Origin of the sequence: Paenibacillus solisilvae, from assembly GCF_042656405.1 — a bacterium.
GTDB classification, from domain to species: domain Bacteria; phylum Bacillota; class Bacilli; order Paenibacillales; family Paenibacillaceae; genus Paenibacillus_Z; species Paenibacillus_Z solisilvae.
Map to the genome: position 1 here is coordinate 97,997 of NZ_JBHSOW010000106.1, position 14,458 is coordinate 112,454.

General features: G+C 43.6%; 13 protein-coding genes. 1 reads left to right on the forward strand and 12 read right to left on the reverse strand.

Translation table 11 applies throughout. The features are described 5' to 3' along the window. Window positions 1–120: 120 nt before the first annotated feature. A complete protein-coding gene (locus tag ACFPYJ_RS27940; protein ID WP_379191522.1) occupies window positions 121–1,170 on the reverse strand; it encodes a right-handed parallel beta-helix repeat-containing protein in 1,050 nt (349 codons plus the stop codon). Between the two features lie 198 nt (window positions 1,171–1,368). Here ACFPYJ_RS27940 and cysC point away from each other — a divergent pair, with 198 nt between their 5' ends. Next, on the forward strand, window positions 1,369–2,007 hold the full coding sequence (gene cysC, locus ACFPYJ_RS27945) for an adenylyl-sulfate kinase (RefSeq protein ID WP_379191523.1): 639 nt from the start codon (window positions 1,369–1,371) through the stop codon (window positions 2,005–2,007). 45 nt (window positions 2,008–2,052) lie between these two features. Here the strand turns inward: cysC and ACFPYJ_RS27950 are convergent, their stop codons facing one another. The 11 genes from ACFPYJ_RS27950 to ACFPYJ_RS28000 form a co-directional block, all read right to left on the reverse strand. Further along, on the reverse strand, window positions 2,053–3,237 hold the full coding sequence (locus ACFPYJ_RS27950; RefSeq protein ID WP_379191524.1) for a right-handed parallel beta-helix repeat-containing protein: 1,185 nt from the start codon (window positions 3,235–3,237) through the stop codon (window positions 2,053–2,055). 401 nt (window positions 3,238–3,638) lie between these two features. Further along, entirely contained in the window at window positions 3,639–4,835 is a 1,197-nt protein-coding gene (locus ACFPYJ_RS27955) for a right-handed parallel beta-helix repeat-containing protein (RefSeq protein ID WP_379191525.1), read from the reverse strand. Between the two features lie 329 nt (window positions 4,836–5,164). Further along, window positions 5,165–5,980 (reverse strand): Calx-beta domain-containing protein, encoded by an 816-nt coding sequence (locus ACFPYJ_RS27960; RefSeq protein ID WP_379191526.1) that lies wholly within the window; start codon window positions 5,978–5,980, stop codon window positions 5,165–5,167. Between the two features lie 204 nt (window positions 5,981–6,184). Continuing rightward, window positions 6,185–7,987, reverse strand: coding sequence for an ABC transporter ATP-binding protein (locus ACFPYJ_RS27965; protein ID WP_379191527.1), 1,803 nt, complete (start codon window positions 7,985–7,987; stop codon window positions 6,185–6,187). A gap of 11 nt (window positions 7,988–7,998) precedes the next feature. After that, window positions 7,999–9,186, reverse strand: a complete 1,188-nt coding sequence (locus ACFPYJ_RS27970) for a nucleotidyltransferase domain-containing protein (protein ID WP_379191528.1) — start codon at window positions 9,184–9,186, stop codon at window positions 7,999–8,001. Beyond that, window positions 9,179–9,646 (reverse strand): lasso peptide biosynthesis B2 protein, encoded by a 468-nt coding sequence (locus ACFPYJ_RS27975; protein ID WP_379191529.1) that lies wholly within the window; start codon window positions 9,644–9,646, stop codon window positions 9,179–9,181. Before ACFPYJ_RS27975 ends, ACFPYJ_RS27970 begins: the two co-directional genes overlap by 8 nt. 32 nt (window positions 9,647–9,678) lie before the next feature. Next, the gene (locus ACFPYJ_RS27980) at window positions 9,679–9,987 is read right to left on the reverse strand and encodes a lasso peptide biosynthesis PqqD family chaperone (protein ID WP_379191530.1); all 309 of its coding nucleotides are present in this window, start codon (window positions 9,985–9,987) and stop codon (window positions 9,679–9,681) included. Window positions 9,988–9,993: 6 nt separating this feature from the next. After that, window positions 9,994–10,920 carry an aldolase gene (locus ACFPYJ_RS27985; RefSeq protein ID WP_379191531.1) on the reverse strand — a complete coding sequence of 309 codons (927 nt, stop codon included), beginning with the start codon at window positions 10,918–10,920 and terminating at the stop codon, window positions 9,994–9,996. Between the two features lie 120 nt (window positions 10,921–11,040). After that, window positions 11,041–11,178: a paeninodin family lasso peptide gene (locus ACFPYJ_RS27990; protein WP_379191532.1), complete on the reverse strand. Its 138-nt coding sequence runs from the start codon at window positions 11,176–11,178 to the stop codon at window positions 11,041–11,043. A 15-nt stretch (window positions 11,179–11,193) separates the two neighbouring features. Continuing rightward, on the reverse strand, window positions 11,194–13,146 hold the full coding sequence (locus tag ACFPYJ_RS27995) for an asparagine synthase-related protein (RefSeq protein ID WP_379191533.1): 1,953 nt from the start codon (window positions 13,144–13,146) through the stop codon (window positions 11,194–11,196). After that, a complete protein-coding gene (locus tag ACFPYJ_RS28000; RefSeq protein ID WP_379191534.1) occupies window positions 13,143–14,384 on the reverse strand; it encodes a sulfotransferase family protein in 1,242 nt (413 codons plus the stop codon). Before ACFPYJ_RS28000 ends, ACFPYJ_RS27995 begins: the two co-directional genes overlap by 4 nt. Window positions 14,385–14,458 lie beyond the last annotated feature (74 nt).

The following is a 14,458-nucleotide window of genomic DNA, read 5'->3' on the forward strand; positions in this document are numbered from 1 at the left end:
CGCCCGCATAAAATTTATAATGATTGTATCTCTTGTTGGTATCATTATATTCCCGCGTGCCTCTCCCATTCCATTCATGAAGTGACCAAGGTTTGCACAAAATGATTATCTTATTGCCGATCAATCGATGAATGTATTAGCTATCAGTTTATATTGATTTGTGATTATGTTGCTGTTAAGAAGAATTCCTCCCGTCAATACCAGTTTGTTCTTGTTGATCGTGTTCTCTATAAGCGTGTGGCCCGTGCCGGCTTTAATAAGAATGCTTGCGTTTGGACTTACTCCTCTTGGATTAGTAGTTACATTCTTCTTGAGACTAATATTGTTGCTGGCCGCTTGTCCATTCCCTCCCCCATCTCCCGGGCGAATGGCAATGTTGTTCTGATTATTATAAGTTCTGTTCGATTCGATCGTGCAGGAATCAGATCCATTCTTAATATCGATGCCGTAATAAAATCCGTTGACCGTATTGTTCTTGATCAGGCTGTTCCTCTCCCTCTCGAGAGTAATCCCCTGCTCACTGGAATATCCCGGTCTGTCTTCAGAAACGAAGCAGTTTACGACTGTATTATGTTGACCGCCGCCAAAAAGGGATAAATGACCATCTCCACAGCTGCTGATCGTACAGGAATCGATAAGCGAATATTTGGAACCGAAACAGATGATACCCGATCCCATGTTGTAAGAGGTTTTGAAGCTGCGAACGGTGCAGTATTCCGAATTGTAGATGTTGATACCCTGCGAATAATTAAACGTCTCCATGTCCTCGATCGAACAATGATGGCTATTCTGGATCAGTACACCGATCCTTGATGACCATATCCCATCCGCCGGCAGTACATCACCCTTCAGAGAGCCGCCCTTTAAATGAACTTCCGATGCTTGGTAAATCCAAAATACACCGTATGAATGACTGGTTTCGGTTTCAAACACAGCGCCTTCCATAAGGATTGTCACCGGCCTCGAAATTTTCAGTGCGGAATAACTCGTTCCGTATCCGGTAACCTGTTTATTCTTCATATTCTTCGTAAGCCGGTATACGCCAGGTGGAATCAAAACTGTTCCGCCCTCCGCCACCTGATCGATGGCAGCTTGTATCGCTTGCGTATCATCGTTTATACCATCCCCTGCCGCTTGGTAATCCAGCTTAACATCCACTATCATTGGCATACTGACTCCTCCTAATTCTATTCCTATATTCAACCTGAATTGCTTCTAGTTTTCATCCTAAATAAGCCTTTTCTCAGCTGTGGAAAGGGCTTTTAAACGAAGACAATGGAATAAAAAGCATTTGACATGTTACGTTATGTATCATAAAGTAGTATTGTCAGCAATAGGAAATAAGAAGGAAAAAGAGGGGGAATTTGTATGGAAATCAGCCCTTTAAAAAATTCAAGGGACCCAAAGAGTAGAAATATCTCATGGCATGACTCCAATATTACTAGAGAAGAACGGCATCACCGCAGCCGGCATAGGAGCTGCGCCCTATGGTTAACGGGGTTGTCCGGGTCCGGCAAATCTACGCTTGCTTTCCGTCTGGAGAAAGAATTGTATGAACGCAATATCGGTTCTTATGTGCTGGATGGCGATAATATCCGCCATGGCTTAAATCGCGACCTCGGCTTCTCGGAAGAAGACCGGAAAGAAAATATTCGACGGATTGGCGAGGTGTCCAAGCTGTTCGTTGACGCCGGACTGTTCGTCCTTGCAGCATTTATTTCGCCTAATGAGAATGATCGATCGATGGTAAGAGAACTGTTCCCATCTGGTGATTTTCTGGAAGTCTATGTGAAGTGCTCGCTTGAGGAATGTGAACGCCGGGATCCAAAGGGGTTATATCTTAAAGCAAGAGCTGGAACGATTCCTAATTTTACAGGTGTATCGGCGCAATATGATGTACCAAGAACACCTGATATAATTGTCGATACTGAAATGATGTCAGTTGAGGAAGCAGTCGGCTTTTTACTGGAACAACTGGAGCTGAGACAGTACTTAACCATCGAATGAAGACAGGGACGGATGCCTTTTATAGGGATTCGCCTCTTTTTTTTCTTAAGGGCTCGCAATACTGTACGAATCTGATCTCTTAATAAAAATGTTATTCATAACTTTAATCTCATCGGATTTCATCGTTCGGTTCTCTATACCATCTGTTATCCGCAGCTTCCCTTCATCGATAACGTTCTCCTGAACGACATGACCGCGACCGACTTGAATGACTATACCTGCATTGGACGCTGCAGCTCTCGGCTTGGTTACTGTGTTTTTCAGAATCTGTATATTATTGCTGATGGTCTGGAGGTTCCTCCCCGGATCTCCAGCCCTAACGATGATATTGTATTGGTTATTATACGTCTTATTAAGTTCTATGATGTCTGAGTCTGATCCATTTTTAATATCGATCCCATAGAAAAAACCGGAAACCGTATTATTCTTAATCAGGCTGTATTTCTCTGTCTCCACTGTAATTCCCTGCTCGCGGGGATATCCTTTCCGATTCTCGGTGACCTTGCAATTTGTAACGGTATTATATGTTCCGCCGCCGTAGAGCGAGATATGTCCGTCGCTTGAATTTCTGACCGCACATGAATCAATCTGAGTGTGATGAGATGAAAAATTGATAATACCAGAACCATGATTATTTTCTGAAGTCACTTTACTAATCGAGGTGTACGTTGACTGATAGATGTTTAATCCCTGAGAAAAATTTTGGGTGTTCATATCTTCAATCGAGCAGTGATCGCATTCCTGTACCAGAACACCTACTCTGGATGTATATATTCCATCCGTAGGAAATACATTACCCTTTAAAGATCCGCCCTTCAGATGTACCTCGGAAGTCTTATAAATCCAGAAGGCACCGTATTTATCTTCCGTTGACGTTAGAAAAACAGCGCCATTCATAATAAGGGTAAGCGGCTTGGATATTTTAATAGCGGAATAGCTTATGCCATAACCGGTTTTAATCCTGTGTTCACTATCTTTGCTTATCTTATAGACACCCGGGGGAATCACGATCGTTCCACCTTTAGCAACAGAATCGATTGCAGCCTGAATCGCATTTGTATCATCATGAATGCCGTCGCCGTGTGCATTGAAATCGGTTTTGACATTAATCGTAGCTGCTTGATGGGAGTCATGATGAAAAAAATAAAAATACGAAACGGCAGTTAATAGACTAAATACCGCAGCTCTAATAACCCATAACGCTTTCGTCTTTCCCAATTTTTCATTCATCTCGTAACCACCTCCCTTACTTTTAAGTTCCCGTTTGACGATGCTGCTTAGCAATAGCCCATATTGCTGTCACACTTCGCGTATAAAGCCTATAGGGACGCTTAGAGAAGTCTGGGACTTGGTCTCGCTTCACTGCTTTGCGTTTGCGGCTTCTAGTGGGCGTAACAGCCGCTTACATGAACTTACGACAGCATTCAACTATGCTTCTTCATCCATATTCTTCGACATGGAACCCTATGACGCCTCTAATGCCTCAATGAATTCCTGCTAAACTTCTGTTCTTAGCCCTGCTTGCAAAAAAATGCACCCCTTAGATTTCATCGGATAAACCAAAGGTTTATTCCAATGTTCATTCTAAGGGGTGCGCTTCATTTGAAAGATAAAATTTCTTTTAATTAACCTTAATCAACATATGTGTTACTGGTAAAATTATTTCCGTTTATTTCGATATCGGAATTGATTTGAGCACCAAAATACATTATTTTCCCTGTGTCGACCACATTTTCCTGAACAATGTGACCTCTGCCGGCTTTTATCAGAATGCCTGCATTAGCTGATCCAATCTTTGGACTCCTGACATTGTTTTTATAAAGCATGATGTTATGACTCTCATGTTCCGTTTCTTGTGAAGGGTCACCGAGACGGATAGCAATATTATATTGATTATTAAAAGCGGTATTTTGTACGATTGAACAAGACTCCGTTCCATTCTTGATATCAATGCCATAATAAAAACCTTTAACCGTATTATTATAAATATAACTATTGTGTTCATTTTCCAACGTAATTCCCTGCTGTCCGTTATTACCGAGGCGGTTCTCCACAACAATGCAATTTCGTACCGTGTTGTTAGAACCTCCCCCGTACAAGGATAAGTGACCGTCTCCTGAATTTATAACCTTACATGACTCAATGAGCGTATAATCCGAGTTCAGATTGATGATCCCTGATCCTCTATTGTTTTCAGTGAACACATTGCGGACGGCGCAATTATAAGAACGGTAGATGTTGATGCCCTGCGACAGGTTGGTTGTATACATGTTTTCTATCGAACAATTCCGGCTCTCCTGCACCAGAACACCAACTCTAGATGAGAGTATTCCATCTTTCGGCATGACATCGCCTTTGATGGAGCCGCCTTTTAAATGTACGTCGGAAGTCTTATAAATCCAGAATACCCCATGCATATCTTTGGTTTTCATTAAGAAAACCGCGCCGTCCATGATAATCGTCATCGGCTTGGAAATTTTTAATGAAAAATAACTTCTGCCATAGTTCGTATTCACCTTATTATTCATGTTCGCATTAACATTATAAGCGCCGGGTGGGATCACAAGCGTTCCGCCCGGCTCTACTGCGTCGATAGCAGCCTGAATCGCCGCTGTATCATTCCGAACACCGTCGCCTCTGGCATTAAAATCTTCTTTGACATTGATTACTTGCGTACTAGTGGGGATTTCGGATGAGAACGCTGACGTCCCGTTGCCCAATAAACTAATAATGGCCAAAACTGAAACAAACAAGTAAGTGAAGCGATTGCGGCTTTTTCTTTTCCTTGCACTCCTTTCAGATCTCATTGTTTCGTCTAGTTTCTGCATAATCTACCTCCACTTGAGCGCAAATCCTGTTAGTTTACACTCTATTTCCTCTCTTTATATCATAACAAATGGAAAGCGGTCGACAGTTCGGGAGACCTATCTTTTACCCAGCTTCATTTCATTACAATCAATGGCCTGGTTCTAGTCCTTAACTGTGCTGTGCTGTTCCCGAGATAGTCGACCTCCATCTACTTAGACGTCACTTCCAGGTGTTTTGATGCACATCTGATCGCCTAAATTACAGGTATTGATAACAAATTTCTGATGAGAGAATAAAAAAATTCTGCAGTATGTTTTTGAAAAAAGTCATACCGCAGAATCTATGCGATTTATAGGTCTTTGAGATGATCCTGATCGAGAATGTTCACCTTCGTCCAAGCGATTGATCCGATCCATGTACCGACAGTCCGGCAATCAATCTCAACGAGAAATTTTTCATTATATTCGATCTGGTTATCATCCAATATTTTTATTTGAAACGTCTTCGTTGTTTCACCGTCTGCCATAGTCAGATTACCGTAGGTCCTGGCAAAATCGAACCCTGCTGCTGCAGTATCGGATGCCGCTGAGTAGACGATATTGACCGCACCGTTCGTGTTTCCTGTCCGAGTGATAGTGAGCGTGATTAAGCCTGATTCTTCAACAACGTAGTAGTTGGGAGACTCAAATTTAATAACACTGACAGGATCATTATCTGTAATAATCACTATCGCTTTTACCTGAGAGCCCAGCAATGTTCCGTTCGTCGGATTACTTAAGTAAATGCTGAATATTTCGTTATTTTCATCAATTAAGTCATCATTCACAGGAATAATAATCGTCTTGGACGTTTCCCCTACCCCAAAAGTCAGTGTACCGGAAACTTCGGAATAATCGCTATCATTAGAAGCTGTACCCTCTTTCGTCGTGTAGTCGACGGAGGTTTCTTCTTCTAATCCATCCTTACGGAGCACTTGAACAGCAACAGATTCTGCTTCTTCATTCACATAGTAGGTTCCTTGTTCCAGTTGAATTCTGCTTGTATCAATTACATCTGCCGAGACAAACTGGGTGAAATAAGACAATTGCATAAGGGACACCAGCAATATAGAAATCATAGCTTGCAAGCCTAGCTTCATTCTACTAGTTGAACTAATATTCGGCATTTCTTAACGCCTCCCATAAAGCAACTTTTTGTATACACTGTTAATTTATAGAAGTTTTTTAAATGCGTCAAGGGTAATTATGACTAGGACATCAGACCCTTATATCCTGATTATTAATTAAAATTAATGTTTGAGTCTGAGTTTCTTACCGGCCAACCAGGCCGGTAAGCTCAATCTCACTCGGGTTTGAGGTATGAAACAAAGTTAGGCTTTCGCTTCTGCCTGGTACGAAAGCAATTGGCTGAACGTGCCTTTTGATTCTCTAGAAAGCTGCTGGTATCCGCCTTTTTGAATAATTTCGCCTTTCTCCAATACAACAACCTGATCAGCATTACGGATAGTAGATAAGCGATGGGCAATAACAATGATAGTCATGTTATGTTTCAAACGGTCCAAGGTTAGTTGAATCTTCATTTCATTCTCCGTGTCCAGAGCGCTTGTCGCTTCATCCAGCACAAGAATGGATGGCTTACGCAAGATCGCCCGGGCCAGCACAATCCGCTGCCTCTCTCCGCCCGAAATCCGGATTCCACGGTCGCCGAGAATTGTATCAAGCCCCATGGGGAGATTCCTTACAAATTCATCGGATGCTGAGAATTTCAAAGCTTCCCAAAGCTGTTCTTCGCTTGCACCGGGCTCCACCAGCATCAGATTTTCTCTGATACTTGAATTGAACAAGAAAGGATCCTGTGCCACGTAGCTGACCGATTGGCGCAGAGACAATATTTTATCTCCCTCGAGCTTTGCTCCATCAACTAATACTTCGCCCTGCTCAGGCTGAACTAGACCCATGAGAATGTCAATGAGCGTGCTCTTACCAGCTCCGGACTTGCCGACGATTGCTGTCATGCTATTAATGGGGATATGAACGTTAATATGTTGAAGGGCATAGGAGGAATGCTTCGAGTCATAGCGGAAATAGAGGTTGCGGCATTCAAGTCCCTGTTTCATGTGAATAGGCTGTACATTCGATTGGATATCGAGTGAATACTGTTCTTTGAATTCCTCGCAATCCTGCTGCAGCTCGATTAGGCTCTTGAATGCGGAAATCGTAGATACGATTTGCTCTGCACTGGATTGAATGTCGGTAAATCTGGGCCACAGCCGGGAGAAAATAATGACAATAAGCATCAGTTGTCCAGCTTGGACATGCAGCACTTCGAAAGATAAATAAACAAACATGACGACTAATAGAGCCGATGCTGTCCGGTAAAAGAATTGGGTATTGGATTGCAGCCTCGTAAAACGGTTCAAATTTTGTTCCATTTGACTGCATAAATTACGAAACCATGTGAGATGGGATTGTTCCAGCCTATTGCTTTTAATATCTTTAATTCCATTGAAATGGTCGGTGATACCAATAAAGTAGCTTTGCGATAGCTCCGTTGTGCGATCACCAAGTCTCTTCGCATTCCTGATAAACTTGCGCGAGACAACGGCGAGGATCAACCCGCTTAATAAGACGACTGCTGTCAGCTCTACCGAAATCCAGAAGGCAAAAATGATTTGTACCACGGTAAAAATAAGCGACGTTGCCAGCTTCAACGTCAAGCTGGTCCCTTGACTGACACGAGCTAATTCCGATGTTAAGACATGGTTAAAATCCGTCTTTCTTTTTTTCAAAAAAAACATCCAATTTGCCTGCAGTAACGACTGATAGGTATCGGTCCTTAAATATCGGATAAACCCCTGCTGGATTTTCACGTTCATGATGGTTTGATTCCGCTGCAATAATGCTTGGCCTACTAGCAGAACGGTATAGATTGCCAGGATAACCGGCAGATTTAGCTTCGTAGGTAGGCCGTTTAAAGCTTCCAGCATCCAAGATATCAAAGGTACGCTGCCCATATTTAGATTGAATATCCCGATAAGGCTTAACATGGGAATAATTAAGTAAATACCGATTCCTTCAAGGAAACCAATGACAATCATGCCTAGTAGATTGATATAAAACCATTTGCCAGCGAATGCCTGCAGCCGCTTAATGTAAAACCAGATTTGCTTCATGTGATCCTCCCCTAAGATGATGCATGCTGCTGCTGCTTCATTCGCCGCCAACACCATAAAAATGGGCGCAGCGGGAAATAAAGAAGATATAACTGTTTAGGTAAGGGCAGCGTTTCTAAATCCCTATTGTTAGGGTACAGTTGACTGAAGACAAACGCCCACTTCTGTGGAAGAGATCTCAAAGAAAATAAATAACGTCTGTAATAAATCTTCAAATGTTTGGGTACCGGCGATAATGTAATCATATCCTGGATAAAGATAATCGCAGACTGCGCCAGCCGGTACATCTGTTTCTTGAAGTACAGCGGCTTCAAATCTTCTGAAAGCGGCGTAAGCAATAACTCGGAAACCAGGACAAGCGCTTGCCCGCCAACCGCTTGGCAGTGATACTTCTTCAATAAGGTGAAAATACCCTCCCAGTTCAGCGGTTTACGAACTAACCGGTCAATATCAGCAAGCCAACGAAGACGGAACCAAGCGTGACGGGCACCGTGTGTAACCAGAAACAGAAACATATCCTCATCCCCAAGAACATGAATCGGGTAGTTAGTCACCGTACTGACGCTTCTGCGGCTCCACATTTCATCAAAATCAGGTTCTGACCCTTTATCCGGATTAAGTCTCCAATGAATCTCGACTTGTACCTTCGTTTCAGGATTATAATAGGAAAGATGATGAACTCTCCACTTCCAGTCGTTCAGAATTCGGATTTCTTCATGATCCGGTGCAAATCCTTGCTTAATCAGAAGTTGTTCCGCCTTCTCAACATCCTCAAAGGGCAGAAGAATGTCTAGATCTTTACATGTCCGCAGAGAGAGATCACCATAGAGGGCCTGCGTAAGAACAGGGCCTTTCAGCAGGAGGGTACGGATATGATTGTCATCGAATAAACGGCATATTTTTTCCATTTCGGCAGTCAAATGGAGCATTTGAAACGTATTTCTACTATAATCCAGATAAAGTGCTTGCATGATATGGACAGGAATCAGTTCTTTATCCACTTTTTTTAAATTCGAATAAACCAGCGGGTAAACACGATGATGTCTGGCCAGCTGGAGAAAGAGATTCCAATCGATGTCAGTCAAGCAGTCTTTGATCCGATCCGCTCTATCCGGATCGTTTCCCATCGCAGTGAATAAAAGCAGTAACTTTAATTCCCTTGGGAACGGGCTCAAATCGAGCGTGAACTCGTTATCCATTTATTGTGCTCCTTTGATTCTCGGTATACCGAATGGTTTTTCCAAATATGCCGACTACCGTGTACTTATCCATCTCATCGGCGCCTGTTAAATATAAAGGACCGCTCCTAAGCCAAGCGTGCGCAATCATTTGTCCTCTTGAGTTCCTTGCTGTCCCTAGATAAAGCGTGCTGTTTATCCGGCGGCGCTCAAGCATCTTCATGCCTGCAATAGCCATAACGAGGCATTTGCTCTCCCACCAGGTATTGCGGCTGACAATATGAATCGCCTTTGCGATTTGCAATAATTCGGCCTCATTTACCCGGTCACGTTGAAAAGGGGTTTCCTCCATCCGTTTTCCTAAAGAAGACGCGATCTTGGAGAAAGGCAATGCTTTAAGAATGCGCGCCCATCCCAAATAAATGAATGCTTCAACTACTAGCCGCTTCATATATGGGGACATGGACAGAAACATCTTCATTTTTTTCCTCAATGTGTGTATGCCCTTTCTGATTAAGAATTGACTTTGACACCTTCACCGGATTGAATCAGATTTTCCTTAGATAATTGCTGCAGAAACATAACGACGTGATTCTCGCAGGAAGCTGCATCGATATCGTATTCAGATGTTAAAGTAGCTATGAGACTTTCTACCGACATTGGGGTTTCAAGAAGTTCCCATATTCTTCCTCCAATTGATCCGAGGTTATAGTATTTTCCGGTATCAATGCTCATCATCACTTTTTCGCCATCCATATTGCTCACTAGGTTGCCTTTGGTCTGAACAAAAACATCGTTTAACGCTATTTGCTGATTATTCATCTTTATCTACTCCCCTTTATTCACAATACTTATGATTTGCTCTGCCAACTGATGAGCTGTAAATCCTGCAGACGACCTTCGTAATTGATAGACATCGATAAGGCCGGCGATACTTGCGGTGGTGGAGAAATGCCATTGTTCCAGCTCCAAAAGCGGAATTAATAAATTGCGGTAAGTATGCTTGAGCAAGAGCGGGAACCGCTCCAAGCTTTTAATGAAATGAATTTCGGCTTTATCGCTCTCAGAAGGCAGAAGCTCAAAAACGCCTGCTAGAGGAATCGGTTCGCCACAAAAAGTCGCAGTGACCGGAACGGCATATTTGTTAACTTCCTGGTATAACGGGTTATAGGAGTTGGTCTCCATTCCCAAATGTACAATGCTGTTCTCCCACAGCTTTTGCTGAGGATAAGACGGTGTAACAACAGGCTTTCCGTTCTCCGTAAGCGATATGGCAATGACATCATCACTTAGAAGCTGGTGGCCATTGTTTAGGAATGCAGCGGCAAGCGTTGACTTCCCAGCTCCCGAATCTCCTACAAAAGCATAAGCTTTGCCATTAATAACGACAGCACTTCCATGTAAAGGCAGAATTCTCCGCTGCATTAATACAGCACCCATACATGTTCCAAGCAAATAAAGACGAATTTTATTCTCTTCTCCTCCGATTACGGGAGAGACGATAATCTTGTTGCCTTCCTGAATGCAAAAAATCGCCGTTTTCGGCACATTAAGATAAATGCAACCATTGGCAAAGCCATAGAACTCCTGATAGACTGCCGCGTCCTCCCAAGCTTTGGTTAAATCGCCAACGACAATTTCCACATCTACTTTATTTGATTGTTCATCCGAAGAGATCAATTCAGGCAGGGCGATTTCGCTAACAATCTGTAATCCAAAGGCTCTATATTTCGTTTTCTTGGCGGTTGATATCATATTCCTCACCTTTACATACATGATTTGATAGCGTTCATGTCCAATTTGAAGAATGGCCCTTATACAAATTGAATTTGTATAAGGGCCCTAAGTATAACGAACCTTCAGACTAGAGAAATACTAGGATACCGGTGGTGTGTCAGTGATGTCCAGGTCGCTTGGGCTTACGAAGTCAATGTACTTCGTGCCTTTACCAGCCATTGTGGAGCTAACCTCAAGAGTTTCCAAAACTGGTTGTTGCCATGCTTGTTTTTGCATATTTATCACCTCCTTTCAGTAAGGTTGAGTGTGAATATTTTTAATAAAACGAAATACGATTACGCTGCGCATCAGAAACCGAATTTCCGGGTCGAATGCATCCTGCGGCTGCGGACTTCTGCCAACCTTGGACATCGCTGACTTGATATAAGCTACATCCAAATATTCAGAAGCCATGGCATCCTTGCAAAGGTTTCTAAGCTCCTCCATAAAGGAAGGCCATACCGGGATCATTCTGTGTACCCAATCAGCACCCTGGATGCCGCGGATTCGTTGGTTCAATCGCACTTTATCCGGCAGATAACCGGCTGTCGCCCTGCGGATAAGCGCTCGGTCGTATCCGTGTCCGACATATCGTTCAAACGGAACGGATAAGCAGAAGTTGACGACTCTAGGATCACAGGTCGGATCCCGTTCCCATATTGAATATTTCAACGAAAGCTTGGTTCCCTTGGTACCTCTTAAATTGGCAATAGCCATGTTGTTCAAGTGATTACTTCGCGCTTCTGTCGCATCTCTTCGGAGGAATCCGCTTAATCCGCTATCCTTCTCTTGAAGTCTAGCAAAAACATCTGTCTTTCTCGCGAATTCCGGATGAATCAAGCGCGGGACATCTGAATCACTGTTTAATAGAGATGTTTGAGCCATGAAAGGCAGCGCCTGTTTGCCGATGATCGGCAATAAATGAGCTCTGCGTATGCCTTTTCGTCTGCTGTACATATGTACTTCGCGATATAACTGAACCCACTTCAATTTCCTAAGCAGAAGTGCGTAGTAGTGAACCGCCGGCCCCCACGATATGGTATGGTTGCCTCTGGCGCCCGTTAACAGAACACCGATTCCCTGCTGCTCGGCTTTCTCAAAAATCCCTTTAATCCAGAAGGAATTTTCAAAAAATTTATAAGGCATCTCCAGCAGTTCCAACCAATCATTGACCTCCGACAACGGACTCTGATTCGCAAAGTCCAGATAGTTGTCAGTAATGTTGCCCGTATAGTCAACCGTAGCTTGGATGAACGGCCTTTCATCGGCTATTCTTCCATTTCCCGTCCAATCTTCAAAGTCATCGGAAGGGATATAGCTGTAAGTATGCATCGTTTTATTCTGCTGCCGCAGATGCTTGGCAGCGAAGCCGACGACCGCACCCGAATCCAACCCCCCGCTTAATGTCGCCCCTACTGGTTTGTAGCTGCGAATACTGGATTTGATCGCTTGGTCAAACACCTCGCGAAATGCCTCATCATATTCGCCCTCCGACTTCAGTTCGAGCTTATCATCAGACACCAGCGCGCTGTACTGAGATAAGGAAATGCCGCCATCCGCCTTAACCGTAATCGTATGAGCAGGAGGAATCTGGCGGATATCCTTATACACAGTTGAAGAGGTATCCGACGATTCAAGCATAACCGGAATAGTAAGGAACTCAGCGAGCCATAACTCATGAAGCTCCTTCCTCATACCCGATAAAGCGAACAACGGATTGATCGTGGTGCAAAAGGCTACCCGGCTTGCATTTTGATGGTAATAGAGCGTTCGGTTGCCGAATAAGTCTCTTGCTCCGAAAAGCATCTTCTCGCGTTCATCCCAGATTAGGAATGTGAAATCACCAATTAAATAGCCGGGTGTTTCCTTCCCCCATTTCCGGTAAGCCAGAAGAATGAGCTCACTGTCTGTTATCATAGAACGGCGTGTGTACTCAATCTGCAGTTGAGAAAATAGTTCCTCACGATTGTCGATGATCGCATCTGCCGTTATCGCAAGCTTGTTCTCAGCATCGTAGTAGGGCAATCTTTCGTTTAACGATTCTGGAGTTACCCACTGGGCGAGGCATCCAAGAAAGATGGGTCCATTCTGCCAAGTATCCGTATAGTCGGCGCGGTATCGCTGCAGATCGAGCATGATGTTATCGTTATCCTCAATTGCTCCATGATTATCTCCGAAGCTTAGAATACCTGCTATAGCACTCATTTCTTCCTCCCGCCATTGATCAAGTAAGCCGATGCCCATTGTGATAAATGATTTCCAAAAGGAATGAAAGATTTGATGCGGTTGATTTTATTCTTCAGGGCATCCAGCTGATCGGTTACACGCTTCTGATTGGCATAGCTTTTCTCCAGCCGATTCTCTAAGGCCCGCACGGTTATTTGTAATTGCAGAACCTGCGGTTGAATCGCATTCTGAATTTCATCAGAATCGGCTTGAAGCAAAATAGCATTTTCCTTCACATCGGCTTTAATCCGATAGTTGTCTTCCCACCTGCAGCCTGTAGCATCTACCAGCTGTTTGGTGCGCGAATGAATCAGTTCCATATTCGCTTTCATATCGAAGCGAACTCCAGTCCATTTCTCTGCTTCGGCTAGTTGTTCGCTGTAGCCCAGATCATGAAAGACCTTAGCTCCCAACACCCGGCAGTACATCTCGACCTCCTGCTTATCCAGGACTTCTTTCCAGCTATGAATGGATTCGAGATGCGGCTCTGTGTGCTGCCCGACGAATGGATCACCTACGCCCATGCTGTAATACAGACCGGCTTTAGATGTATCCATATAGTCACCGTATTTCTCAAGCCCTTCTTCGTATGTAAGCCCTAAAAACTCGCACAACTTCTGCATTTCTTCTTTAGGGTTAGTAACCATATTTTCATAACTTAGGCGGTATGCGTAAGGGCTATCAGTCGAGAAATAATTGATATATCGAAACAATCCGACGGTTATATCAGTCATCTTGATATTGAATTGCGGATTTAGCAAATCTTCCTTCAGGCTGAAACGGTCATTCACATGTTTATTAACCTTTTTGTAGGAAGCGATAACGGACAAGGGGTTTCTTACCAACCAGATCCGGCGTGATTGCGGAAACAGTGTATCCAGAAATTCCAGCATATAGTAATAACGCGGTGATTTATCAACAACCATTTCAGCTCCGCTGCTATGAACCAGTCCGTTATACACTTGAAGAGCGAAGGCACGGCAAGCTTGTTCATAGGTTTCGCTTGGAAGCACACCATTAAAGAATTGTTTTATAATTCCAGCTCCGCCATAAGGCCGATGCGGCGCAGCCTGCAGATCATACAAGCTCATTAAAAACCACATTTCCTGGGTAGCGAATACTTTGCTGTGATTTTGCAGCATCACGGTAGCCAGTGAGCTTCCGCTCCGGGGAGTACAAAGCAAGAAGATAAGATTATTGCCCTTTGGGTCTATCATTGTAATCCCCCTGGTTCCTATGACCTATCTTTGATACGTTCTGTAGCAATTATAGCACGGTTTATCCGTTTTGT